Genomic DNA, 26,978 nt, shown 5'->3' with positions numbered 1-26,978 from the left:
GAGCATTTAGTTAGTAATTAAGCCAGAATTCCAGAACCAGCGCATATTTTATCGGTTACTTCGTTTTCTGAAGCCGACGTGTTGTTTATCGTGCAGATGATGCATTTGTGCGAGCTGGAATCTTGCGTCCAAATTCGGGGTTATCCGAGTTTACAAGCCATTTGCTTGTTCCGACCTTTGGTCAGAAAGCTAAATCGAAAAGACAGCCTTCAAATCATGGAATGAAACATTTTTTCAATCCTCAGGAGAACCTGTGGCAACCAGCTGACGCAAATGATCGGCTTCTTGCAGGGCAGTTCTCCGAATACTTGGAGACGACATGTCTGGTTACAATCCATTTACTGATGGCACTGATACGCGTATCCGCGCAGAGCAGGATAACACGCTCGGTGATAAGGATGTTGTTGAGCACAATGGTGATAGCAGCGCTGAGGTGCTTAATGACGGTTCGTTAGACCAAGAGGTCTTAGTGAACCGTGATGATCTGGTTGATACGATCGCACAGGCTGGCGATGGTATTCAGGATATAAATGCCGCTCTTAAGATTGGCGATGACCTGACCATTGATGCAAGCTCTTCTGCTTCAGCTAATGGCAAAGGCGTTGCACTTGCTTTTGATCAGGGCATTGCGACTGGTGCAAACCAACAGAGCAATGATGTCTCTGGTAGTGTTACTGGTGGAAATTTTGATGCATCTTCAGTTGGTGGTGACGGTACCGGTGTGAATGCGCATCAAGCCGGTGCGGCTGCAGAAGATAATGACACAGACACACTCCTTCGTGCAAACCAGTCCAATTTCGCGAATGATCTTGATACGCTCGACAATGTTACGGTTACGAACGACGGTAATGCTGAACAGCGTGTGAAGGTGAAAGGTGGCGACGCTGACTCCGGGAACGGCATCATTGGTAATGGACCAACTGATATTGCTGGTTCCAACGTTGGTGTTGGTGATGATGAAAGCATCACTGGTTCTACTGCTGCGCAAGCAGATGCTTCTGGCCTCGCGCGGAGCTTTAATCAGACACTACAGACTGGCAGCAACCAACAGGGCAACAATGTCGATCTTTCGATCACAGGTTCTGATGTAGATGTTTCCAGCGTTGGTGGTTCTGGTGCGGAAGCTGTTGTCGGTGGGGCTGATTACACTTCCGGCAATTCAGATACCAACACTCGCGGCCGCGTTACACAATCAAACGAACTGAATGATGGTGTTGGCGGTGGCTTCGGCGGTAACAACATTGACGGTGCTATTGCAAGTCCCGAGGTTGCCAACCTCGAAGACTCTCTGCAGGTTGTTAAAGCCAAAGCAGGTAATGCATCCAGTGATGATGGCATCAATTCAATTGACCATATCGGATCATCTGCGTCTGTTGGTGGTGACGGAAGTGTAAGCGGCAGTGCTGTTGCATCTGCTTCAGCAAGCGCTGTTGGTGTTGGTTTCCAACAAGATATTTCTGCAGGCAGCAATGCCCAGGGCAACTCTGCAAGTCTTGACATCACAGGTACTGGCGTTGGCCAAGCGACTTCTGGTGAAGATAATGCGACCGCCGGTATTCAAGTTGATGCTAGTGCCAATCCTCAACATAACGATTCTGAAACTGGCTCGAATGCTCGGTTTAATCAGTCTAATGATGCTTACGATGCCGACGCAGTTTTAGATCCTAGTCTTCATAATGAGGGACATTCCACTCAGAAGGTTGAAGCCTACGGTGATGATGCGACCGCTGGTGATGGTATAGACATGAATGGTGGCCGCCTAGGTGCGGAACACGTAGTCGATGATGGTTCCATCACTGGTTCGACGCTTGCCAAGTCTGACGCTTTGGGTGTTGCAGCAAGCTTTGAGCAAAAAGTCAGCACTGGTGGCAACTCACAAAGTAATGCTTCCGACCTAGGCGTAACTGGCTCAAACCAAGTTACCGCATCAGCTGGAGAAGATGGTGCTTCCGCATTCTTGAATTCAGACAACCCATCCGTTGATGGCGATCATCGAACAGGGACACGTGCTGAAAGCAATCAGTCTAATGCTCTTGGTGACAAAGACGAGATTGAGGATGCAAATGTTTGGAACGAGCACGACAGCACACAAAGTGCAGGTGTAACTGGCGGCATCTCAAATGCTGGTAACGGTGTCTCGCTTGATTCCGGTACTTCTGCTGCAGTGCACAGCAACTTTGATATGAGTGGATCTGCTACGGCTTCTGCAAATGCTCAAGGTGTCGCACAGTCCTTTACACAGTCATTGACCACAGGCGGAAATGCGCAAGGTAACTCTGCTGAAGTCTCTGTGATTGGTGCAGAAATGACCGCATCAATTGCTGGTGAAGACAATGCTGGTACTGCTGCAGGACCTGCTTCGCTTTTGGCTGGTAGAGGTGACACTAACACCAACACCCGATCCTTCCAATCTCAAGAAAATGAGATGTACGAAGGTGATACACTAGATGATCCTGATGTCGTCAATGACTGGCAGGCTGATGCTGAGCAAACTGTCACAGTTGATGGTGGCAGTGCGACTGCGGGTAATGGTATCGAAGCCCTTGGTGGTAACCTCGGTCCTGATACTGTTGGTGACGATAGCTCCATCTCTGGCAGTGCTTCTGCAAGTGCAAACGGTGTAGGCGCAGCGATCAATTTTGGGCAGACGCTCAAAACTGGCAGCAATGCTCAATCAAACTCCGTTGATGTCGATATTACTGGCGGTAACAAAGCAGTTGCAGCGGCTGGTGAGAGTGGAGCTACTGCTGGATCAGTGCCGATCACACCAGTAGACCATGACACCACAACAACCTCGTGGAGTGATCAGAGCAATCAGCTTGGTGATGTTGATGAAATTGAGCATGCAGACGTCACTAACTGGGGCCATAGCACTCAGACTGTTGATGTAGACGGCGGAACCGCAACTTCTGGAACTGGTATTGTTCAGACTGGTGGCAGTTCAACCAACATTGATGGAAATGAGAGCATCTCAGGCTCCAGTTCAGCATCTGCTGACGCAACAAGTGTTGCTCAGTCCTTTACGCAGACACAGGTGACAGGTGGTAATGCTCAAAGCAACTCCGCATCTGTTTCTGTTACTGGTGCTGATGTGAACGTTGCTTCTGCTGGTCAAGACGATGCAGAGGTAAATGGTGCATGGGCTGGAACTACAAACACCGATAGTTTCTCAGGTGGCTTCCAGGGTAACACCGCTTACGATGGCGATACTATCTGGGATAGCGATGTTCGTAATTTCCATGATTCCACTCAGGACGTAACTGCTACTGGTGGCACAGCGACTGCTGGTGATGGTATTGCATCTAGTGGTGATGGCCAGATTGGAGCTCAAGGTGCACCTGGTGTTGAGGAAGACAGCAGCATAAGTGGACTTTCCAATGCTGGTGCTGATGCAACGGCTTCGGCAGCATCGTTTGAGCAGGTTCTTAGCTCCGGTAGTAATGGGCAGAGCAATTCTTACGATGCGAGCATTGTAGGTGCTAACTCTGGTGTTGCTGCATCTGGTGAAGACAATGCGACACTTGGCCAGTTTGGTCAGGCAGCTGCAGCTGGTCAGTCTGATACTGACTCAGCAGCTGGTGCATGGCAGGAAAATACGCTTGGTGACCAGGATGAACTGTTCGGTCCTGACGTCGAAAACCTCGATATGGTGGACCAAGATGTCTCTGCTACTGGTGGCACAGCTACAAGTGGTGCTGGCATTAGTGTTGCTGATCGTGATGGAGACGTTGGTGCTGCGCGTGTCGGTGATGATTCTTCGATCACTGGTGTTACGCAGGCATCTGCAGACGCAACTGCTTCTGCGTCTTCCATGAACCAGAAGTTGTTTTCTGGCGGTAATGCACAGAGCAATGACCTTGATCTGAGCGTAACCGGTGGCAGCAGCAATGTTCAATCAGCTGGCGAAGATTCCAATGTAGCCTTTGCATCCGTTAACGGTACCGGCCCTGCAGGAAACGGTGGAGTAGACTCTACAGACTCATTGCTTGGCGGATATCAGAGCAACACCATTTATGATGGTGACAGCATTTCTGATGCGGATGTCGCTAACTACTCATATGTTGAGCAAGATGTTACAGCAACGGGTGGTACTGCGAGTGCCGGTGTTGGTTCTGGTGGAATTGATGGCAATGATGTGAAAGGTGCGCTGAACGTTGGTGACAACGCGTCCCTCACAGGTAAGGCTTTGTCATCTGCTGATGCTGTCGCTGAAGCCTCTGCATTCAATCAGGTAATCTCTACCGGTGGTAATGCGCAAGTTAACTCCGCAGACGTTGACATTGTTGGAGACAACAAGAATGTTATTTCTGTTGGAGATGACAGTGAAGGTGGAGCTTCCAGCTCAGTTCGCTCTGGTACCATTGCTGGCAACGCTGATAGCCTTGCGTTGTTCTCACAAAATAACACAGCCGGTGACAACGACCAGATTGATGAAGCCGATGTCGAAAACTTCGATGAGCTAACTCAGACTGTTACGGCAACTGGTGGTGATGCTGACTCAGGTGACGGTATTACTGATCCAGTGAGTTCCTTTGTTGCCAATGGTTCTGTTGGTGATGACTACACCGTAACTGCGGAAGCTGTTGCTTCTGCGGATGCTACGGCGAAGACATCTGCCTTCAACCAAAGCCTGTACTCAGGTGGGAACAAGCAGGTTAACTCAACTGAGCTTGATGTTACTGGCCAGAACGACACGCTTCTCTTTACTGGAGAAGATGACGGTCTTGGTGCGCTGGACATCACACCATCTGGTAGCCCGGATGGTGGCGGCGGGTTCTTCGGTACTCTGGATGCTAACGGCACTGACACCATCTTCGGCGCTGAGCAAGCAAATGCATTGTACGATCAAGATACGATCACCAATGTGGAAGTTCATAACCATGGGACGCTTGATCAGAACATCGTTGCTGATGGTGGTCAGGCCATGTCTGCGGATGGCATTCACGATGCTGAAAGTCTCTTCGACTTCGGTACCGGTGATGATTACAGCGTGACAGCTTCTACGGCTGCTACCGCTGATGCTCTGGGTGTGGCGAATGCCTTTAACCAGACAATCGTCATGGGTGCGAACGTTCAGGCCAATGCTGTTGATGTCAACGTCGTGGGCGGTTCCTCAACCGTGAACGTGGTTGGCGAAGATGACCTTGCATAATCCAATCTAAACAAGACCTGCGCGGAGTGATCCGCGCAGGTTGTTTTATATATCCATATGAGATTGTTAGGATATTTTATGCTGTCGCAGGCTATAAACGAATTGAGCTGGCATTTTCTCGGCTACATGAAGATTTTTGATAGTATCGCTACAGCTGAACAGAGCTTTGATGAAGCCAGGTTTGCCCAAGACACTATTGTGATTACCCCAGTGGAAGTGGTTTACTCCCGTGGAGATACCGCAGAACTTCCCTATGAGAAATTCTACAGCCTTCCATCGCTGTTGCCAGAGATTGGAACGCTGTCACAAACCCGTCTCCCTTATTCGGTTGAGACGCCCGTAACTGCTTCTGAGTTTGCTCCACCTTCTGAAGTTGTACTGTTTGAAGACGATGCAGGCCCGGATCTGCCGCAAGGTGGAGATAGTGGTCAAACACTGGACTACACCTATACAATCACCTTCACTTATCGTGATATTTATGCGCCGGACATTGAAATCAACCTCGCTCAGGAAAATGCCCTGACGGATGATGATTTGCTTTTGTCCAAGAGTGAGTTCGGGAATGATATTCCTGAGTGGAACTCAGATGAAGTGCTGGATCAACTGCTTGATGTTGCGAGTGACATTGAGCTGGATACGCTCGATCAGATTTTTGATGATGGTGATGCGCAAAGTGCGGCTGATGCCATTGGTGAGATGCTGGTTCAAAGAGTGGAAAATGATGCTCCCAATCCCTCTTTTACAAGTGGCGAAAATATCGGTGAGCTGCCTAAGGATGAGCAGGCCGAAGATGATACCTCTGAGGATGAACAGAACGATAGCAGCTATGTGACGACTGGAGACAATGAAGCGGTCAACGTTGCCTCAATTGTGGATCTGAGCGAGTTGAAATGTTCGACTGTTGTGATGGGGGACTACTACGCCACAAACTCGATCATTCAGAGCAACCTATATTATGGTCCTACAGATCAGCCCGCGGACACTTTGGTCGGGCAGGGACTTGATGAGACGGTTGTCTTCAATGATGCCAATGTGACGTCCGAAGGCGAGTACATTATCTCCTCTGCGGTTACTTACGACAACCCTGACTACTCCATGAGCGTTGATGTTGTCAGCGGCAATTTTTATGATCTGAATATTGTTAATCAGAAGAATTTTCTTTCTGATGATGACTGCGTTTCATATCAGTTGAACAACAGTGGTTATTATGTCCAGACCGGTGACAACACCCAGGTCAACGCGGCGCAGTTGATTGATAATATTCAGAATTACGATGTGATTGTTGTTCTTGGAAACTACTATGACGTCAACTACATCAGTCAGAAAAATATCCTCCTAGACGCCGATTATGTTGACGTGACTGGCGCATCTATCAATGAGACCGGACGGCATAATGTGCTGACCAATGAAGGTACGATCAAGAACATTGGTGGCGGGTCGCTGATGAAACCGATGACCTCTGAGGTAAACGGTTTGGTGGATGCGATGGATGGTCGGGCAGGAGACTACGAGTATACCGCCTCTTCAGCGACAGGTGGGTTGCCGATCTTACCAAGCACTGATCTGAAAGTTCTCTACATCACTGGCGATTATTACCAGATCAACGCGATCGAGCAGATTAATGTTCTTTCGGATGCGGACTATGTGAAGATCCATGAAGAACAAGAGAGTGATGGTGTTCTCACGCAGGTTATTAATGGTGAGGTCGTTGAAGATGATCAAGATGGTTATCTGGACACTTCAAGCAACAAGACGAGCAACAAAGCAACCATCATCGATTATGATAGTCAGTCGGGCTTTCAATATTTAGATGGCGAATACTCAGAGGAAGACATTGTTATAAAAGTCAATATCGTAGTCTCTGAAGAAGATGATCTCGAAACAGCATTGAATGGAAATACAGATCTGGTTTCGGAAGTTGTTGCATTTACTGGCAATGACGGTGGTAGCGAAACCGGAACGTCGCCCGCGTTTGTTCCTTATGCGGGCGAGAGTGACATGGTCTCCGATATACTTGTTTGATTTTAATAGGTTTTTATAGAGAGAATATATGTTTAAAGCTCGAGCGACGAAGAACAATAGCCGGCAACGTGGGGGGCAAGCGAGCAAAACATTGCAGGTGGATGGTGTTCAACAAGAGCCTGTACATGGAGAAAAGCTCGCCAGCCAAAAGGGCAATTTCGCCTCCAGGAAGAATGGAGGGCCCTATGAAGATATCGATTTTCGCAAGTTGATGCAGAATGGATTGGCGCGTGCCAAGGTAAACCTGCTTTATGTTGGCTTCTTCTCGTTTTGCGCCAGTCTTCTCATCCTGTCTGTTCCAATTTACTTATTCCAGATTTCAGACCGTGTTTTGACGAGCCGGAGTGTTGATACTTTGGTGATGCTGACAGCCATCGTTATTGGGCTTGTGCTTGCACATGTGCTGTTGGATATGTTCCGGCGTTTTATGCTGATGCGGGTTGCTGTTGATGTTGAAACACGCCTTGGCGGGCCTGTGTTGAGCGCAGCGGCGCGAGCGTCTCACAACGGTAGTAGTCAGGAATTTCAGGCTCTTTCCGACCTTCAGCAGTTGCGAAGTTTTCTGACTGGTTCGGTTCTTCTGACCATCATGGATGCACCGGTTGCTCCCATTTATCTGTTCGTTGTTTATCTGGTTCATCCGCATTTAGGGATGATTGTGACGACGACTATTTTATTGCTCCTTGTGCTTGCAAGGATCAATCAGAAGTTGACAGCCGTTCCATTTGGTAAGGCCAATGCGTTTTCTTCGCGTGCCAATCTGCAAGCCGAAGCAATGGCACGGAATGCGCAGGTCATGAATGCGATGGGGATGATCCCGGAAGGCGTGATTATTTGGGGTAAAGAGACTGCAGAGTCTTTGAAAGCTCAGATTATGGGACAAGATCGAAATGTCTTGATTTCGGCGATCTCAAAATTCATTCGCCTGTCAACGCAAATCACGATGCTGGGTTGGGGGGCGTGGCTTGCGCTCTCAAATGAAATTACTGGAGGGATGATTATTGCGGCTTCTATTATTGGCGGCCGTGCGTTGGCTCCGGTTGAAGGCATTATTGATGGTTGGAAGAGTTATGTGGGCGCTAAAAGTGCATATGGGCGTATTCAGAAGCTGCTCCATACTTCGCCCCTCAATGTACATAGGTTGCGCCTGCCGAATCCTGCGGGGCGGTTGAGCGTTGAGCGCTTGCTTTTCGTTCCTCCGCCCAACAAGCGGGTGATCTTGAATGGTATTTCGTTCCAGCTTTCTCCCGGTGAATCTTTGGCGGTGGTTGGAGCTTCTGGTTCCGGCAAGAGCACGCTTGGGAAGATGTTGGTTGGTTCCCTTATTCCAACGGCCGGTAATGTACGGCTTGATATGATGGATCTGCGGAACTGGGATAGCCGGCAACTTGGTGAAAACATTGGGTATCTGCCACAGGATGTGCAGCTTTTCCCTGGTACGATCAAAGAAAACATTGCTCGTATGAACCGTGAAGCCAAAGATGAAGATGTCTTCAAAGCTGCGCAGATGTCGGACATTCATGAGATGGTTTCGCAGTTTTCGCAGGGTTATGAGACTCAAGTTGCTATGGATGGTGCACCGCTTTCTGGTGGGCAGCGACAGCGTATCGGATTGGCACGCGCGTTTTACAATAATCCGCGTTTGCTGGTGCTAGATGAGCCGAATTCTAACTTGGATACAATCGGGGAGCAGGCACTCGCTCAAGCTCTTGAACGCGCCAAGCAAGATGGCATGACTGTTATTGCTATTACTCAACGGCCTGCTTTGCTTCGTTGTGTCGATAAGATCATGATGCTGAAAGATGGGACAGTTGCTGCCTTTGGCAGCCGCGATGAAGTGATGCCATTGATAACTGGTAAGCGGCCCGGCATTTCTCAGCATCAAAATGCACCGGGGCATAATCTGCCAGCAGCACAACCAGCTGAATAGTCTAAGCTTTTTTATTTGGTGATTTTTATGTCTACTAGAGCTCTTATACTTGATGGAAGTTGGTATGAGGATGTGCCCCGCACAACTCGTGCGCCTATGTTGGCTAGTTTTATCGTTATTGCCTTTACATTTGCCGGATTTGGGTATTGGGCTTCCAGTGCCCCCATGGCAGGGGCTGTAGTCGCCTCTGGCTCTTTTGTTGCCACCGGGCAAAACAAGATCGTGCAGCATTTCGAAGGTGGGATCATCAAGGAAATCCTTGTGAAAGAAGGGGATGTGGTTGCTGCTGGTGCCGTACTAGTGAAACTTGATGAGACAGCAGCAAAAGCTAACCTTGAACGTTTATTGATCCGACAGGCACGCCTTCAAGCTATTCAGGCGCGTTTGACGCAAGAGGCCAAAGGTCAGAAGTCATTGGTGTTACCGAAGGAGCTCTTAAGCACTGCACAGGAGCCCAAGATCAAGAGTATCATTCTCAATCAGTCGTTGACCTTCAAAGCCAGAACTCGAAAACTTCAGAGTGAAATTGATATTTTTACGCAAGGTATTGATGCGCTTAAGGAGAGGATACAAGGTGGCCAATCGCAGCTTGTTGCGGTGAAAGAGCAGATGGAGCTTTTTCAGGAAGAGCTGGATTCCAAACAGAAAATCCTCGGAAAAGGCCTCATTCGGAAATCTGACGTACTTCGAATTCAACGCTCACTTGCAAATCTCAAAGGTGAGGAAGGTCGTATCCTTGCTGAGATTGGAGATGCAACCGAACGTATCGCCAGGGCAAAGGCACAAATCGTTAGGGCGGAGAATGAAGCCTCGCAAACCGCTGTCGGGGAGCTCCAGGTTGTTAATGCTGACCTGGATGATGTGAGTGAGCAAATACGTGCAGCGCAAGATGTTTTGCAACGCGTTGAGATCGTGGCGCCTGTGCGTGGGATTGTGGTTCGGATGCGTTATCACACGGCAGGTGGTGTAGTTGAGAGTGGTAAGGATCTAATGGAAATCCTACCTCTTCAGGATGAGCTTATTATTGAAGCATCAATCCAAACCACTGAGATCGACAACGTGAAAGAAGGGCAGAAGGCAATGGTTCGCCTGACGGCTTTGAACCAGCGTATTACACCTATGTTGGATGCAAAGGTCGTATACGTTTCAGCGGATGCGTTGCGAAGCGAGGATCCGATGAGTGTCTCAGCTGATGTATATAAGGCGCGTGTGAAATTGGATCGTGAGAAAATTCCTGCACATCTAAACTTCAAAGCAACTCCAGGTATGCCTGCGGAGGTGTACATCACAACGAGAGACAGAACCTTCTTCGATTATCTCATGGAGCCTGTTCGCGACAGCATGTCGAGGGCCTTCAGGGAGCCGTAACACTGGTCTAGTTTAGGGGCTTGTTGGGTTAAGCAGGTTCAACGATATGGCCTGTCTGTGAGTCTATACTTCTTGGTAGAAAGTTTAGTGCTCAGCAGCCTCTACTAAGAATGATTCAAAGGAGAATAGTAGGTCTGTACCTGCTTTCTTCATGAGACTCACTTTTGTTACTGCACTCTTATTTGCTTAATTGTGCGGGTGAGCTAGCTTTAAGTGAGTGTATATGGATCTATATTCACAACTGTTTAGTGCAATTTGAAGAAAATTTTTTATTGTGTTCTCAATGTTTCAGTAACTAATTAGGCAGTCCTTTGATTTGTTGTAGAAATCCCTGCAAACTGCCGCTTACGTTAGCTTTATTTCGTCGATGAAGGAAACTAAAGCGTCTGTGCACTGGCGGTGGACGACTGGTGTATGCCGATAGGTAAATAGAACCACAAGTTTGATACTAGGCATTTAATGATAACTATTTGGCATTTCTTAACACTGTCTCCTTAAGCGAAGATAACCATGGGGTGAATTTGTTCAACTGCTGCGGGTGTTTGTTGCCTTCGGCAGTTAGGCTCGTGGTGGTAGCTGCATGACAACAATCGTTATTGTCGATGACAGGGCAATTAATAGAAGTATCTTTGAAAAGCTTGCTCTCGCTGTAGATGCATCTGTCAAAGTGCACTGCTTTGCTTCGCCGGTTGATGCTCTCGAATATATGGAGAGCAGCGTCCCCGATTTGATTATTACCGACTACAGCATGCCGGAGATGGATGGTGCTGATCTAACGCAAAAGGTGCGCGCGCTTGAGCATTGCAGCGATGTACCGATCGTCGTCATCACCGTGTTTACGGATCGTTCGTTTAGAATTCGTGCGCTGGAGGCGGGCGCAACTGATTTCCTACAAAGTCCGGTTGACCATAATGAGTTCGTCAGTCGAGCCAGAAACCTACTTGCTCTGCGAGAAGAACAAAATGCGGTCAAACGTCATGCCCGCTTTCTTGAGCAGGAGTTGGTCAACGTTGAGCAGCAGAGCAAGGAAGCTCTGCGAGACTCCCGTGAACAGCTGGCGCAGGTGATTGATAGTGTTCCGGCTATGATCACGACCAGCACACGAGATGGGCTTTGTGCGTTCTCGAATGCGGCTTGGGCGCGCTTTCTGGACTCGACCACAGCAGAACTTGTAGGTGAGGATACCTACGGCAAGTTTGATAAGTTTACACGTGAGAGAAATCGCCGTTTGGACCGGAAGGTTTTCATTACGGGCAGAGCTTTGCCGCCCTATGAAATTGAACAGCGAAACCATGCTGGTGATATCTTCCACTTTATCGTTACAAAAAGCCCTCTACTGGACGTTGATGGGAACACAACGCATGTTGTGACGACCGCAACCAATATCTCTGATCGCAAACGTGCAGAAGCGCACTTGCTTCATATTGCGCACCACGATGCGTTGACGGGTTTGCCAAACAGAACCATGCTTGGTGAGCGCATTGATGAAGAGATCTTCCAGTGCCGAAACAGCGGTCGTAGCTTTGCGCTGCATTTTATTGATCTGGATCGCTTTAAATCTATCAATGATGCTTTGGGTCATCGTACAGGTGATCGCCTCCTGGAGGTGCTTGCAGAGCGTTTGTTGCGCTGTGTAGATGGCTCGGACCTAGTTGCGCGATTGGGTGGTGATGAGTTTGCCATTCTCCAGACTGATTTGAAGAGTTCAGAGGAAGCTCTACGCTTTGCTCAGCATTTGGTGAGTGTGGTCGAAGAGCCGTTCCATATCAGCGGGCGAGAACTTCAGACGAGTGCCAGTGTCGGGATTACCAAATACCCTGAGGATGGCCTTAACAGCGAAGAGCTACTGCGCTGCGCAGATATGGCCATGTACCAGTCTAAAGCTGATGGCGGAAACACGTTCCACCTGTTCTCGACGAAGATGGATCACCACGTCAAAGAAACTGTCGCGTTGGAAGCCGAGCTGCGGAATGCCATTGAGCATGATCAGCTGGAGCTGTTTTATCAGCCGCAGATTGATTTGCGGACCCAAGAGATAGTTGGTGCTGAAGCTCTACTGAGGTGGAACCGGCCAGATTATGGTGTGGTCGCTCCAAACGTCTTCTTGGGAACAGCTGAAGAAGTTGGTCTTATTCTGCCAATCGGTGAATGGGTGATTTTTGCAGCTTGTCAGCAGGCAAAGAAGTGGTTGGACTTAGGGGTGGCGACACCTCGGATTGCTGTGAATATTTCGCCGACACAATTTCGCAAACAGAACGTACCGCAGCTTTTGAAAGATGCTTTGGTTTCTTGCAGTTTGCCACCGGATAAACTTGAGATTGAGATTACAGAGAACATCGTTCTGCATGGTTCTGAAGCAACTGTGCGTGATTTGCGTGAGATCCGCGAGATGGGTATTGCGGTTTCGATTGATGATTTTGGAACGGGTTATTCCTCCCTCGCATACCTGAGCAGATACTCCGTTGATTGTCTGAAAATTGATCGGTGCTTTACGCGAGATATGATGACGGATCCGAACAACACGGTCATCATCAAGGCAATTGTTGGTTTGGGTAAGAGCCTCGATCTCTCCATCATTGCAGAAGGTGTCGAGACCCGGGAACAGGCTGAGTATCTCACCGATGCAGGTTGTGAAATGGCGCAGGGCTATCTGTTTGGCAAGCCAGTCCCTGCTGATGATTTTTTACGTCTCTTAGAAGAGCAAGCGGCAAACTTGCAAGGGAACGGGCAGCAGAGAGCGTTGGTTGGGGCGGAGTTTGAACTATGAACGACAATAGAAAAACGAAGCTGCAGCTGCTCCCGTTGAGCGGATTAAAAGATCTATATAAGCGCATCATTCAGTTGGGTGGCGGTGAAGGCGAGATGTCTCTGAACCGTTTTATGTTCACTTTGCTGATCACGCCTTATCTTGCTTCCAACATCACTTTTGGATCTCATGAGAATTTCCAAACCAATGTCATCATGACCACGTTCGGTGTTGGATCTCTGGTACTGCTTGCTCATTTGCTCTACTCGCAGAACATCAGTTCGCTTCGTCGCGTTCTCGCGATTTTTCTAGATGTCGGAGCGGTCTCTGCCGGGCTGTATGTAGGAGGGGAATACCTTTCAATCCTGTTCCCTATCTATCTTTGGGTGATCTTCGGTAACGGTTTCCGGTTTGGGTTGGATTATCTGGCATTGGCAACAATTGCCTCTGTGAGTGGGTTTGCAGTGGTGTTGACAACCCCATACTGGCAAGGTGAGTTCATTCTTGGCTTGGGTTTGCTTGGGTGCCTCGTTGTGGTGCCGCTCTATGCAAGCAAGCTCATCAGATCTATGACCGCAGCACAGCAAGCTGCTGAAACCGCTAATAGAGCGAAGACACAGTTCCTCACCGCTGTCAGCCACGAATTGCGGACGCCGTTGAATGCGATCATCGGCATGGGGGATCTGATTCAGGATACGCAGTTGGACGCTGAGCAGCGGGATATGGCGAAGACCATAAAGTATTCCGGTAGCTCGCTCCTTTCCATGATCAACGGTATCCTTGACTTTAGCCGGATTGAAAGTGGCCGAATGATCGTCAGTCAGACGGTCTTTGACATGAACTCGATCCTGCGTGAGGTGACACAGATTGTGCAGGGGCAAGCGCGCGGTAAAGGGCTGATCATTTCGCGCTACGTGGATAGTAACTTACCTCCTCTCCTCGTGGGTGATGCACGTCATATCCGCGAAGTTCTGCTGAATATTGCTGGCAATGCTGTCAAGTTTACCGAAGAAGGCTCGGTTTCCATTCGCGCAGTTTGCAAGGAAACTGATGGTGGTGAAATTCGCCTGCAGCTGGAAGTGAAAGATACTGGGATTGGCATTTCTGAAGATGCTCAGTTGCGCATTTTTGACCGCTTCACACAGGCTGATGACAGCATTGTGGATCGGTTTGGCGGGACTGGTCTTGGCCTTTCTATTGTACGCGAAGTTGTCCGGGCGATGGGCGGTGAAGTTTTTGTCACTAGTCAGCCGGGGCAGGGCAGTACCTTTACTATTGAGCTGAAGGTTGGGCGCGCTGTCAGTGATGAGACTGTTCGGCTTGAAGTGGAAGATGGGGCTGTTGCAATTGTCTCCAAACGCAAGGATCTAAGAGATGTTTGCGCTGCTTCTTTGCTGGACTGTGGCATCGAGCATGAATGTTTTGAGACTGTTGGGAGTGCCTTTAGTGCTTTGCGTCAGCAAACCTCCAGTGATGGTGGGAAGATCGTTCTCTTCGTTGGGGAAGATGTTCTGGCAGCAACCTCGGACAGCCTGCACTATGCGCTCAAATCGACTGGTCACCATCACAACGTTCATCTCATTCCGGTTTACTCAGCTGCATCGGAAAAAGAGTGTGAGGATGTTTTTCAGCCAAGTATCGTTTCTTCGATCAAGGTTCCGGTTTCCACGCAAGCTGTTGCCTGGGCTCTGAGAGCTGCTGGTGCGGAGGATGCGAAATCAGGGATGGAGCTCAAGGAAGAACTCCAAGCTTACTTCAGTCGCTATATCGGGCTGAATATTCTTGTTGCTGAAGACAACAAGACCAATCAGCGTGTGATTGAAAAAATCCTGCAAAAAGGTGGCCATACCTGCAAACTTGTCAGCAATGGCGAACTGGCTCTGGATGAGTTGGAAGAGAACTCTTACGATCTGGCGATCATGGACATTAATATGCCGGTACTGAACGGTATTGAGACCATCAAGCTGCACCGTATTACGGAACTTGGACAGGATCGTCTTCCGATTATTGCTCTGACAGCAGATGCAAGTCGTGCGGCTGCGCGGAATGTGCAGGAAGCGGGGGCAGATGCATGCGCGACCAAACCGATCGAGCCGCAAAAGCTTCTGACACTGGTTGATGATGTGATTGCAGAAAGCGGTGTTTACGAGAACATCACCCGCAAGAAAATTGCGAATAGTCAGGTCACGTCAATTTCCGAGCATCCTCGGTTTTCTTCCGAAGTTTCCTCTGGGATCGACTATGCAAGCCTGTCGCAATTGAGAGCACTTGGTGGTCTCGATTTTGTTATTGCTGTGATTGAAGATTATCTTAAAGACACAACACAGTTACATCGCGATATTAAAGCTGCATTTGAAGCTCGGGATGCTGAGCTGTTACGGGCAAGTGCACACGCGCTTCGTTCTGCTTCAGTGAATCTTGGGGCAACGGAAGTTGCGAAACTGAGTGATGATCTGGAGAACTTGCCTGCGCCGCAAATACTGATCTTGGGTGAAGACATGCTGCGTAAGCTGTCAGGGAAGATAAAACGTGACCATGAAAATTTGAGTAGGTATCTACAGCAGCTCAAGCAGGAAGGAAATAATCCTATCAACCGCTTGAGCACATTGGATTTTTCTTAGAGACTGTGCGGTTCTAGAAAGCTTGCTTACGTACAGATGGAGCGCCAAGACGATCCTGAGCCTTGGTCAGGCGTTCCATCTTTTTCAAATCCTGATCGGACAAAGACAGAGCAGCGTCGACCCAGATTTCGACGACGTCAATCAGTTCTTCATAAGCAACTGGCTGCACGGTGCGGCCTGCGCGATAAATAGCAGAATGAGCGGTGTGTTTGCGTGCGTTCTTGGCGATGTACTGCTGAACTGCAAACGGCGCTTCGCCTTCTTCGACAACCTCATGAACAATTCCCATTTCATGAAGCTCTTCAGCTGAGTAGAGACGACCACTCATAAGCATTTTTTCTGCAGTGCGGCCATCAACCATGCGTGACAGGAAGCTGTAAGCACCCATGCCTGGGAACAGATTGAACAGAACCTCAGGAAGTCCGAATTTAGCTTGACGTTCTGCGATAATTACATCGCAAGAAAGCGCAGTTTCAAATCCACCACCTAATGCATCTCCCTGAATCATGCCGATTGTGACGATTGGCAGGTTTGAAGAGATGGCGTTGCGGTAAACAACATCAATGCAATCAACGGCATACTTGTGAAGCTTCTCGCGGTCTTTTTCTCGAATAAGCTGGATGAACAAGTTAAGATCACCGCCGAGATTGTAAACACCCGGAATGCGAGATGCGACGACCTTGAAGTTGATCGGGCACGGGTCAGCTGGCTGATAAGTCTCAAAAAGACGCTTCATCACGGCTTGTGACTGTGCAAGTTCGCTCAGTAACTCAGGTGCAAAACAAGGACGCCCTTCGCTTTTCATATAAAGCCAAAGAGCTTTTGTTGTTTCGTCGAATTCCAGATCAACCCAATTCAACTGAACAGACGCAAATTGCTGCGCAATTGAAACAGCGGCGACATCCATAACTGGATGTGTGCCAGACTTTAAGGATGGCTTTGTTGTTCCAATTAAGGAAGGAAAGTTGGATCTATGCCCCGTTAGATCAGACATCTCAGCCCCTACAAAATTTGCCTATGCGTTACAGTGGTTTTGGCACACCCCAGATCAGTCTATTTTTTGCTTTCGACTGTATTATGTGCAATCAAACATGGTAAATAATATATTAATACCAATATGTATGTCGAGTAAAAAAGTTTTTGCACTGCGAGCCTGAAGTAGTTACCCCGCGTCATTGTGACTAAAATTTTAGCTTTATTGTTAACCATAAATATTAACTGTTGGACTCTTGAAGCTTATAGATATGATTACTTAAGAGTTGGAGTGGGGGTTCCCAATAGGTAACATGAAACTAAGCTGAAGCTTGTAGTAAACAATTCAGTTATAAGTGGAAATGGAACCCGCATATACAAGCAAAAATAATCATCAGTTTTAGATCTCTCAAATTGTTACTTAAATCAAAGTATAATATTTAAAATATTAGTAATTCATACATTGCGAAAACTAGCTAACGCTCACTTGTTGCTTGTTTCGTGGGCTGAGCAGACAGTGTTCTCTGATTGAGATAGCGTATTTTATCACATGTTCTTGGTGCATAAGATCATCTTATGGACCTTTTAAGAAATCTGAGATCCATATAAAATATAATAAATACAATAGCTTATGTGATGTATGGGGCGCCTTGTGGGATTGTTGTCGTTGATTACTGCTATCACGATTTGCGGTTGCAGTTATCAGGCTTAACTAATTTTTCTAAGATGTTTTGCCTAAAAAATTGGCATTTATATGCTTGATGAACTTTTGCTGTCATAAGTGTCGAATTTTTTGCACAAAGCGTGGAAAACTGCTGAATTACGCTGATTTTGAGGTGTTAAACAGCAAATCACTTGTCCGGAATTACGTAAGAAGGACCGCTCTTGGTATAGCAGAGAGCGGTCCTAAGCTTCAGTTATGCACCTTTGGGAGCGTCAAATGCTGTGACGATTGGCGCTTCTTCTTCCAGTTTTGCAATGTCAACGAGGCACGTATTTGCAATGGTTGCCTGAGACAGTTTTGATGCACCTTTGTCAATGGTCAGAGTATTTGCATGGCCATACTTACAACGCGAGCCGATTTTGCCTGGCTCCTCTGGATCGTACCAGCCTCCTTCGCGCAGGCGGATAACGCCTTCGCGTAAGTCTGCTGTTACATATGCACCTGCGAGTGTCTCACCGCGTTCATTGAAAACGCGAACAACATCGCCGGTTGTGATGCCGCGTGCTGATGCATCGTCCTCTGATATCCATACTGGCTCACGGCCTGCGATGGTGTAGTTGTTGCGGGTGGAAATGTTGTTGGTCTGGGAGTGGATACGCTCAACAGGGTGTGGTGAAAGCATATGTAACGGATACTGTCTTGCTTTTTCAGAACCAAGCCATTCAACGGGTTCAATCCAAGTTGCATGGCCTTTACAGTCGTCGTAATCCATATCCGCGACGGTCTTGGAGTAGATCTCGATGAGACCAGATGGTGTACCTAATGGCTCAAGCAAAGGATCTTGGCGGAAATCTCCATGGCGGGTGTATTGTTTTGCTTCCTCAGTGGTTGGAAATTCAACATAACTTGTTGGATTGGACCAAAACTCGTCGAAACCGGGCATGTCGAGGCTCTTGGCTTTGCCCTGAGCCAATGCTTTGCCATAGAGTTCGCGAAGCCAATCTTTTTCGGATTTACCTTCCAGATATTTGTCGCCAAAGCCAAGTCTCTCAGCGATACCCTGATAGATGTCGAGATCATTCTTGGATTCGAACTGTGGTTCAACGACCTGATGCATAGGGAATAAGTATTTGCCTGAGGCTCCTCCGCCCATTTCCATGTCGTTGCGCTCAAAGGCTGTGGTTGCTGGCAGCACGATGTCAGCAAATTTAGCGGATGCAGTCCAGAAGATATCTTGAACGATTATGGTTTCAGGACGCTGCCATGCTTTCAGCATGCGGTTGCGGTCTTGTTGGTGGCTGAGGGGATTGCCACCTGTCCAGTAGATCAATTTGAACTCAGGATATGTGTACTTGCGACCGTTGTGATCGATGGTTTTACCCGGGTTCAGTAGAGCATCGGTGATACGTGCGACCGGCATTGCAGGAGGCATGTTTGCTGGTGCTTTTCCACCAGATAAACCAGGAACGATTGCGTTGTTTGCTGATGGAACACCTGCACATTCGTAGTGCCATGAATAGCCGAAGCCACCACCTGGTTTACCGATCTGGCCAAGCATTGCCGCAAGGGTGACCATCATCCAGTGTGGTTGCTCACCGTGGTCAGCGCGTTGCATGGACCAGCCACCCATGATCATGGTCGTGCCGTTAGCCATTTGCGCTGCGATTTCACGGATATCCTTGGCAGGTAACTCGGAGAGTTCGGAGGCCCATTCAGGTGACTTTTCGATGCTATCGGTTTCACCAAGTATGTAGGCTTTGAGTTCCTCGTAGCCAACGGTGAACTCTGATAGGAAGTCTTGATCTACCTTTTCGGTTTTGATCAACTCATGGGCGATTGCCATCATGGTTGCTGTATCAGAACCTGGACGCGGAGCGTACCATTTTGCATTCAGGTGCTTCGCAGACTCTGTCATCAGAGGATCGATAGAGATGACATTTTTTCCTGCATCACGCAATTGGTCCAGATAAGTGAAACCTTTGTGATCAGGAATGACCCAACCCATATTGAGCGTTTCTTGCGGATTACAGCCCCAAAGGATGATGTTGTCGGTATGCTCTAGAACGGTCTCATAGCTGGACATTTGGGCGTACACTTCCGGGTTGCCCATGATGTGTGTCATAATGATCTGAGCTGCGCCGGTGGAATAATCGCCCACGCCTTTGGTGTAGCCGCCGTTCATGTTGAGTAGGCGGTAAAGGCCTGCACGGCAGTTATGAAAGCGACCAACGCTCTTCCAACCAGGAGAACCGCCATAGATCGCTTCCGGACCGAATGTATCACGTACGCGGCTCAGTTCTTTGGCAACAAGCTCAAATGCCTGATCCCATGTTACGCGAACAAATTCGCCTTTACCGCGATCTTCAATGTTGGCCTGAGGACCGTTCTCAAGGAAGCCACGACGGACCATTGGGTACTTGATCCGGCTTGGTGAGTAAACAAGCTCAGGTGTGTTGGTAATATTTGAAGTCGGGCGAATGTCGTGCTCGAAAGGTTTCGCTTCAACAAATCGGCCATCCTTCACAACAGCGCGGAAAAGTCCCCAGTGCGCGCCATTCAAAACTTCCTTGGTGCCAGCAGCAGCAGCGTGAGCAACCTTCATCAATAATGGTGAACCCATGAACGCAATCGCAGAGGTGCTGAGCAAGGTAGACAGGAAACGCCTACGTGTCATCCCTTTGGTTGATCTTGTGTTTTCGGTGATCATGCTATTTTGAGCGGACATGATGTCCCTCCAATTTCCCAGTTTTATGTGTTTAGTGCAGGGTGCTAAGGTCACGCTCGATCTGAGCGCGGAGTAAGTTGGCGCAGGCGAGGTAAAATCCGTCACTGTCGTAGGTTGAACAGTCTTCGCTGAAGCCTTGTGAAAAGGATTTCAGATGCGTTTGTAGAAACGCTTTCAGTTCGATTTGCTTGTCTGGCAGTAAGGACAGCTCAGAGCAGAAGCTCAGCATGGTTGTGATGTGGTCAGCAGGTTCTGAGAAGCCTTGGTTAGGGGCCAGCTGATGCTCGCGATAGATGTCTTCTATTTCCACGACACAAGGGTGGTTGAGAGAAGTTTTACCGGTTGCATAGTAAGAGGCATAAGGCGGAGCGGATTTACGGCCGCCAGCTCCCAGAAACAAGCTTGAGAAGATGACACAAAGATCCATGATCGCGGATGCATTGTGGCTGCGCTGATCTAGATTGAACTTCAGAAGGTCTACGGCGTCCTTGAGCTGATTCTCGCAACGAAGCTCATCCAACAGCTGACGGAGTTCGCCGGAGGTTGCTGATTGCAGGAAGGACGTGTCTACCTCGGTGCCGAAGACACCAGCGAGAAAGCGATAAGCTGCTGCTCTTAAGAGGCTTTCTGTGGTGATGTCCGATAATTCATACATGGCATATTCCTTTGATAGAGGCGGTTGGTGCTGTTTGGATCAATGCTTGCCTTTGCCGCCTGTGTCCTGAGCATTGAGCTGCAGGTATCTTTGGAGAAGGCGTTGTTCGTCTTTGCTGAGTGCGGTGTAGCGCACCATCGATTTGAGAACGCCGATCCACTGGTTCGCCATGAAGTGACTTGGAGACGGTGCGTTATGACAAACAGAGCAAGAGTTTTCGTAGAGGTCGCCAGCGTAAGACCAGAGTGCTTTGTCCTCTGAAATCATGTTTTTTTTGTCCATGAAGCCAGTGAAGCTGACGGCTGTCCATTCCTGACCAGTGCTCTCAAGCGTGATGGTTTCGCCACGGTCAACAAGCGGGACTGCAGTTTTACTGAGTGCAGTATTGAAGATGCGCTGACCTTGCATTGCGTAGATGATTTTCTCTGCGCCTTTTTGGCTCCAGCCACTCACTTTTACCTTCACACGTTTGCCGCCGGAATCAACTGGTTCAACGGTTGTCGCAGGCAGGACGCGGCCAGCCGCTTTGCTGTCCTCGTCGTTGAGATAGATGCTCGCGGTTGCCAAAGTGGTGAGGTGAGATGAATTGTAATTGACGGTTTTGGATTGTTCTTTCAGCATTTCGAATGCTTGCTTGGAAGCTGCTGAAAGGTCTGGAAGTTTGTGTGCGATACCTTTGTGGCAATCGATGCAGGTGCTGCCCTCTTTTATGGCTTTAGGGTGCATCTTTTGTGCTTTTTCGCGCTGCCCATCTATTTTCATTGTTTCGAAGGAGTGGCAGTTGCGGCATTCACGGGAGTCTGTTTCTTTCATGGTCTGCCAGACATGCTTGGCGAGACGTAGGCGGTTTGCTTCGAACTTTTCTGGTGTATCGATCGAAGGGGCGATAAACTTGTGGTAGAGTTCGTTAGATGCCTGAATTTTGCGAATAATCTTCGGGCCCCATTCTTTAGGGACGTGGCAGTCGGGGCATTCAGCTCGTACGCCTGAGTTGTTCTGATAGTGAACTGAGGTTTTGTATTCTTGGTAGACTGGCTGCATTTCGTGGCAGGAGGTGCAGAACTCCAGCGAGTTAGTTACTTCCATTGCAGTATTGAAGCCGCCCCAAAAAATGACACCGCCGATGCCGCCTGCGATAATAAGAGCAGCCAGAGGAAGTGGGCTTGCTGCCCACATGTGTTGCCAGAGCCTTTTAATCATTTTTTTGTTCCTGAGTGCCCTACAGGAAATTGTGATCCTGCTGTCTGATTGGTCGCATTCCCAGCGACTGATTTATCTCTATGGTAGCGGGTGGATGTGAATTGGGTTCTGGCTTGGTATGAACAGACCGAAAGAAATTGTAAGAATTTGTAAGATCTTGATGGCAGCTCTTGTTGGCATTTCCCTCACGGGATATGCACATGCAGAAACTTGGACTGCAGTGACATGGGAGAAACTGCTGGATTTTTCGTCATCTCGAAAAAATGTTTCTTATGAACCACTTACTAAATCTCGGAAAGCGTGGCGTCTTTGTGCGCTTTATCCGCACTTGAAGGATTCATATTGGCTCAGCGTTAACTACGGCATGGTGAAACAGGCTGAGAAGCTGGATATAAGTCTTCGCGTTTATGAAGCGGGGGGGTACTACCAGTTGGGGCAACAGCAGAAGCAACTGCAGGCCTGCGCAGACAGCAAACCGGATGCGATCCTTTTGGGGACAGTTTCTTTTGAGGGGCACTATGATCTTCTTGAAGAAATCTCCAGGAAAACGCCAGTCATTGCTTTGGTGAATAACATCCGTAGTGATTTTATTTCTGCTGCCACTGGTGTTGACTGGGATGAAATGGGTAGCCGGACTGCACAAGTAATTACGCAGAGACACCCGGCTGGAACGGTGCCTGTGAATGTGAGTTGGTTTCCCGGTGCGGGCAAGCCCGGCATTTCCTCAACTAAGTTGAGTGCTTTCAAATCTGAGCTAAAAAAATCTTCGGCCAATCTATTGAATACACGCTATGGGGACACCGGAAAGCTTACTCAACTCTCGCTGATTGAGGATGAACTGGAGAGTGAAACTACTCCAGCTTATCTCATTGGGACTGGCGTTTCGGCAGAAGCGGCAATTGGTGCACTCAAAGTTCGCGGGCTTTCGGATGAAATTGAGGTTGTTTCTGGCTATCTGACACATGGTGTGTTTCGTGGCATCAAGCGTGGCAAAATCATAGCTTCACCCACTGATCAGCCGGTTCTACAGGGTATGATGGCTATTGATCAGAGCATACGCTTGTTGGAGGGCAAACCGTATCTCAAGCATTTTGCTCCTGAGATACAGTTGGTGACGAAGGGCAATATTGCCGAGATTGATTTGGAATGCTCGCTGTCTCCAGCTTCCTTTAGTCCAACTTATATGGTGGATGCGAAACGTAATGAAGAGAACAAGAGCAACTAGGTGATCCGTTGAATACTCGCAAAACCCGCATACTCGTTGTTGAAGACGAAGCGATTTCTCGCAGGAAGTTGGTTGCCTACCTACAGACAGAGAGCTTTGAGGTTTTGGAGGCCGCAGATGCTGGCCAAATGCATCATGTACTTGAAGAATTCACGATTGATATTGTCTTACTGGACATTAATTTGCCTGACGATGATGGGATCAATCTGGCCAGAACTTTGCGGGCTACATCCAATATCGGTATCATTTTGGTTACAGGTCGGACAGATGAAATAGATAGGATCATCGGCATCGAGGTCGGGGCAGATGATTACATCACCAAGCCTTATAATCCTAGAGAGTTACTTGCGCGTGTTAAGGCGTTGCTGCGCCGCTCCGGGCAAGTTCAGCCTCGTGTTGATGAAATCCATGCGCATCGATTTGGGCGGTGGACGTTGAACTTGATGAAGCGTGAACTGATGGCTGAAGGTGAGGATGGCTTTGCCTTGACGAGAGGTGAGTTTCAGCTGCTCAATACCTTTACTTCGAAGCCGGGAACTGTTCTGACCCGTGATTATCTAATGGATCATATCAGCCACCGCAGCTGGTCACCCAATGACCGCTCCATTGATGTACTTGTCGGCAGATTGAGGAAGATCCTGGAAGATAATCCGAGGAAGCCGACGATGATTCTTACTTCACATGGTGAGGGTTATATCTTTGTAGAAAGTGTTGAGGCTTTATAGTCTGCAAGGGCTTTAAGCGCTTTTTGCAGTGCATATGGCAGCGTATCAGGCTCTTGCTGTGTAGCTTCTACTCTTGCGCACAGCTCCCTTAGTTCCGAAAGGCCTAAACTAGCAGCAGCGCTTTTAAGAGCGTGGGCAGATCTTTGTTGCTGCTCGGGGGTTTGGGCTAAAAGAACACGATTCAGCAGCTGCTCAGATTCCGCCTTGAATAGATCAATGATTTCTACAAGAGCAGCTTCTCCTAACGTCTTAACGTCCTGATCGAGTGCTTCTTGATCAAGAATCTTTGTTTGCGGAAGCATGCAAGAGACTAGTGCGTTTTCAGCGGGTATTACTTTGTTGTCATGCAGTAGAGTAGAGCGAAGGATTTGATGCAGTTCTGTTTGCTCGAAAGGCTTAGCAATGAATCCATCCATGCCTGCTTCGTTGCATTTGTCGGCATCCACCCCAATAACATAAGCAGTTGTTGCAATAATAGGCGTTGTGGCGAGCGTAGTGTCTCGAAATTGCCTAATACGCTTGGTTGCTTCCAACCCATCCATTTCCGGCATACTGACATCCATCAATATTAAATCTGGATGTTCACTTTGTAGCAGCTGCAAAGCTTCTAGGCCGTTGTGCGCTTCAACAACCGTCATGCCCAGTTTGAAGAGCATACTACGTAGAATAAAGCGGTTGGTTTCGATATCCTCGGCGATCAAAATCTTAGCAACAGGTAGTTTTTCTTGATTAGACAACAATGGTTTACTGTGGTCGTGGTTGCACACTTCTATCGGCAAGGTGAAGGCAAATGTGCTCCCAACCTGAAGCTCGCTTTCAACGGCAAACGTGCCTTGCATTCCTGAAACCAGCTTGTCACAGATTGCAAGACCAAGCCCGGTTCCTCCATAACGGCGGCTGGTCGAATCTTCTGCTTGAGAAAATGCGTCGAATAATGATGGAATCTTATCGCTGGGAATACCAATGCCGCTGTCCGAGACTGAGAAGGTGAGTTCTGTTTGCTCAGAATTTGCGTTTACATGCAGTCTGATACCGCCAACCTCCGTGAACTTGATGGCATTGCTCAAGAGGTTAGAGAGCACCTGATAGAGGCGAGCAGGGTCTCCAAGGCATCCGTCCGGTACGTTCTGTGCAACATGATCGGTGAGGTTCAGGTTTTTTTTCTGGGTGAGCGGCGTGAAGAGAGAAATCAGGCGCTCGATAATGGTGTGTACTGAGAACGGAATTTGCTCAAATGCCAGTTGGCCTGCTTCAATCTTTGAATAATCCAGAATGTCATTGAGGATGCAAAGCAGGACGTTTCCAGACTCTGTAATTGTGCTTGTTAGTCGCTGTTGCTCTGTATTGAGCTGCGTGTCTTTCAGCAAAGATGCAGTGCCTAAAATGCCGTTCATAGGAGTTCTGATTTCGTGGCTCATTGTCGCCAGGAATGTAGATTTAGCTCGGTTGGCCTCTTCTGCCTGTTTGCGTGATTTTTTCAGTCTAACGGCCTCTTCTTCCAGCTGTTGGTTAACTTCAACAAGTTTTTCGGTGCGATCTTCAACAAGCTTTTCCAACTCGTTCTGGTAGCGCTGGAGTTCTTGATTGACCTTTACTTGCTGTTCTTCCAATCGACCTCGCACAACTGCTGTTTGTCGGAAGACTTCGAGTGTCTTGGCCATGGTGTGGAGTTCATCAGAGCCATAATCGTTGATCGTGGAAGATAAGTTCCCTGAGGCCAGTGTCGCCATGCCTTCGTGAAGGCGGGAGAGGCGTTTGAGGAGGTTGCCTTGCACGTAGAAGTAAACAACAGCGAAAGTGACGAGCAAGGAGATTGCGGCGAGGGCAACGAGTGTGATCTGCCCGGCGGTGATGGCTAAACCGGAATCTTTGATGGCTTGATTGATCCAATCCTGTGAGGAGGCGGTGATCCGCTCAACCGCGTTGGTGAGTTCTGTGCTATGTTCGGATGCTTCGATTGTGAGTAGTTCGACTTGTTTGTCTAATTTCAGCAATTGGTTACGCAGGTCAAAAACATCGGCGCTATAAGACCCTTCAGTCTCTATCTTTATGTGTTGAAGGAGCTCTGTGGCTTCAGACTGCCTGCCTGGGTCGCTGGCGAAGCGGAGGCGGCGTTCGATGATTTTCCAAGACTGTGCGAAGTCTTGTTTGAGTTGAGTGATGTTTGTGCTGTCCAGCTCTCTGGCGACTGTATTGAGTTTGTGCGTCAGCAAAGTAGAGAGAAGTCGCAGCTCTGTCATGCGCTCGAGCTGGTCGAGGTTGTCTTCAGCAATTCCATCTAAAGCACTCAGAAGTTTCTCTTCTTCCTGTGTTTCTTCAACAAGATCATAGGTACGGACGATGGCGGCCATAGAGCGGGTGTAGGCGTTCTCGACAAGCGTACGTGAGATTTGAGTTAATCGGTCAGAAGCGTTGAGTGCTTTTGTAAAAGCTGCGTTGAAATGTGAAAATACACGCACACGCTCAGCCATCAGCGCCTCTTGTTGTATGGTCACATTAAAAAGCGCATTTGCCGCGATGTGCACATGGTTGAGTTGTGGCTCCAACGTTTCGCGCTGAGTGAGATGGGTGATTTTGTCCTGAATGCTTGACTGGGCTTGTGAGAGAAAGCGACGTTGCTGAGCGAGTTCTTCGAGGTTTCTGGCGCGGGCTAAAGAGGGCAGGGAGGAGACGACGGCCTTGCTGGTTTCACTGATCTCCTGAGCCAGCAAGAGGTTCGGCAGTGCTTCCTGAGTGATGCGGTCTTTTGCATCTTCAACGGCGCTGAAGCCAAGCCAGCCGGTGCTTGCGGAAAGCAGCATGCATAAAACGATGGCGCCGAACGCCAATAGCAGCCGCCCTTTGATGCCCATTGCGATCATTATGCCATCCATAAATCCATCTCAGTTTTTGACTATCTGCCGGAGGGAGTACATGGCAACTCTGTATGACGCCGCAAGACAACGTGTCTCAGGGTGGAGGCTTGACCTAATT

General features: G+C 48.6%; 13 protein-coding genes. 8 read left to right on the top strand and 5 right to left on the bottom strand.

Annotation, left to right across the window (positions count from 1 at the left end):
* The first annotated feature begins 319 nt into the window (after positions 1–319).
* The 6 genes from BM231_RS08215 to BM231_RS08190 all read left to right on the top strand — a co-directional run bounded on the left by BM231_RS08215 (position 320) and on the right by BM231_RS08190 (position 15,839).
* Positions 320–5,152, top strand: a complete 4,833-nt coding sequence (locus tag BM231_RS08215) for a beta strand repeat-containing protein (protein ID WP_093518392.1) — start codon at positions 320–322, stop codon at positions 5,150–5,152.
* A 78-nt stretch (positions 5,153–5,230) separates the two neighbouring features.
* Complete coding sequence (locus BM231_RS08210) at positions 5,231–7,174, top strand: hypothetical protein (RefSeq protein WP_093518390.1); 1,944 nt, start codon at positions 5,231–5,233, stop codon at positions 7,172–7,174.
* A 91-nt stretch (positions 7,175–7,265) separates the two neighbouring features.
* A complete protein-coding gene (locus BM231_RS08205; RefSeq protein ID WP_063312711.1) occupies positions 7,266–9,104 on the top strand; it encodes a type I secretion system permease/ATPase in 1,839 nt (612 codons plus the stop codon).
* A 27-nt stretch (positions 9,105–9,131) separates the two neighbouring features.
* On the top strand, positions 9,132–10,472 hold the full coding sequence (locus tag BM231_RS08200) for an HlyD family type I secretion periplasmic adaptor subunit (RefSeq protein WP_208860191.1): 1,341 nt from the start codon (positions 9,132–9,134) through the stop codon (positions 10,470–10,472).
* 580 nt (positions 10,473–11,052) lie between these two features.
* A complete protein-coding gene (locus BM231_RS08195; RefSeq protein WP_093518388.1) occupies positions 11,053–13,239 on the top strand; it encodes a GGDEF/EAL domain-containing response regulator in 2,187 nt (728 codons plus the stop codon).
* Positions 13,236–15,839: a hybrid sensor histidine kinase/response regulator gene (locus BM231_RS08190; protein WP_093518386.1), complete on the top strand. Its 2,604-nt coding sequence runs from the start codon at positions 13,236–13,238 to the stop codon at positions 15,837–15,839. The genes BM231_RS08195 and BM231_RS08190 overlap by 4 nt, the downstream gene beginning before the upstream one ends.
* 13 nt (positions 15,840–15,852) lie before the next feature.
* On the opposite strand, the gene BM231_RS08185 is transcribed toward BM231_RS08190, so the two are convergent.
* The 4 genes from BM231_RS08185 to BM231_RS08170 form a co-directional block, all read right to left on the bottom strand.
* Positions 15,853–16,833 carry a crotonase/enoyl-CoA hydratase family protein gene (locus BM231_RS08185; RefSeq protein ID WP_093518384.1) on the bottom strand — a complete coding sequence of 327 codons (981 nt, stop codon included), beginning with the start codon at positions 16,831–16,833 and terminating at the stop codon, positions 15,853–15,855.
* Positions 16,834–17,728: 895 nt separating this feature from the next.
* Positions 17,729–20,200 carry a trimethylamine-N-oxide reductase TorA gene (torA, locus tag BM231_RS08180; RefSeq protein WP_093518382.1) on the bottom strand — a complete coding sequence of 824 codons (2,472 nt, stop codon included), beginning with the start codon at positions 20,198–20,200 and terminating at the stop codon, positions 17,729–17,731.
* Positions 20,201–20,231: 31 nt separating this feature from the next.
* Positions 20,232–20,855 carry a TorD/DmsD family molecular chaperone gene (locus tag BM231_RS08175; protein WP_093518380.1) on the bottom strand — a complete coding sequence of 208 codons (624 nt, stop codon included), beginning with the start codon at positions 20,853–20,855 and terminating at the stop codon, positions 20,232–20,234.
* 39 nt (positions 20,856–20,894) lie between these two features.
* Positions 20,895–22,055 (bottom strand): NapC/NirT family cytochrome c, encoded by a 1,161-nt coding sequence (locus BM231_RS08170; RefSeq protein WP_093518378.1) that lies wholly within the window; start codon positions 22,053–22,055, stop codon positions 20,895–20,897.
* Between the two features lie 160 nt (positions 22,056–22,215).
* Between BM231_RS08170 and torT the strand changes: the two genes are divergently transcribed.
* Together torT and BM231_RS08160 are read left to right on the top strand one after the other, a co-directional pair.
* A complete protein-coding gene (gene torT / locus BM231_RS08165) occupies positions 22,216–23,280 on the top strand; it encodes a TMAO reductase system periplasmic protein TorT (protein ID WP_208860190.1) in 1,065 nt (354 codons plus the stop codon).
* Positions 23,281–23,288: 8 nt separating this feature from the next.
* On the top strand, positions 23,289–24,005 hold the full coding sequence (locus tag BM231_RS08160) for a response regulator (protein WP_093518374.1): 717 nt from the start codon (positions 23,289–23,291) through the stop codon (positions 24,003–24,005).
* Here BM231_RS08160 and torS read toward each other — a convergent pair.
* The gene (gene torS / locus BM231_RS08155) at positions 23,972–26,878 is read right to left on the bottom strand and encodes a TMAO reductase system sensor histidine kinase/response regulator TorS (protein ID WP_208860189.1); all 2,907 of its coding nucleotides are present in this window, start codon (positions 26,876–26,878) and stop codon (positions 23,972–23,974) included. The genes BM231_RS08160 and torS overlap by 34 nt on opposite strands.
* Positions 26,879–26,978: the final 100 nt, after the last annotated feature.

Source organism: Pseudovibrio ascidiaceicola, from assembly GCF_900114245.1.
Classification (GTDB): Bacteria; Pseudomonadota; Alphaproteobacteria; order Rhizobiales; family Stappiaceae; genus Pseudovibrio; species Pseudovibrio ascidiaceicola.
Note: the sequence above shows the minus strand (reverse complement) of the source record. Positions and strands in the feature narration are given on the sequence as shown.

Coding starts and splice junctions, on each gene's coding strand:
- torA (WP_093518382.1), bottom strand. CDS start 20,200: ATGTCCGCTCAAAATAGCATGATCACCGAAAACACAAGATCAACCAAA.
- torS (WP_208860189.1), bottom strand. CDS start 26,878: ATGGATGGCATAATGATCGCAATGGGCATCAAAGGGCGGCTGCTATTG.
- BM231_RS08175 (WP_093518380.1), bottom strand. CDS start 20,855: ATGTATGAATTATCGGACATCACCACAGAAAGCCTCTTAAGAGCAGCA.
- torT (WP_208860190.1), top strand. CDS start 22,216: ATGGCAGCTCTTGTTGGCATTTCCCTCACGGGATATGCACATGCAGAA.
- BM231_RS08170 (WP_093518378.1), bottom strand. CDS start 22,055: ATGATTAAAAGGCTCTGGCAACACATGTGGGCAGCAAGCCCACTTCCT.
- BM231_RS08195 (WP_093518388.1), top strand. CDS start 11,053: ATGACAACAATCGTTATTGTCGATGACAGGGCAATTAATAGAAGTATC.
- BM231_RS08200 (WP_208860191.1), top strand. CDS start 9,132: ATGTCTACTAGAGCTCTTATACTTGATGGAAGTTGGTATGAGGATGTG.
- BM231_RS08210 (WP_093518390.1), top strand. CDS start 5,231: ATGCTGTCGCAGGCTATAAACGAATTGAGCTGGCATTTTCTCGGCTAC.
- BM231_RS08185 (WP_093518384.1), bottom strand. CDS start 16,833: ATGTCTGATCTAACGGGGCATAGATCCAACTTTCCTTCCTTAATTGGA.
- BM231_RS08190 (WP_093518386.1), top strand. CDS start 13,236: ATGAACGACAATAGAAAAACGAAGCTGCAGCTGCTCCCGTTGAGCGGA.
- BM231_RS08215 (WP_093518392.1), top strand. CDS start 320: ATGTCTGGTTACAATCCATTTACTGATGGCACTGATACGCGTATCCGC.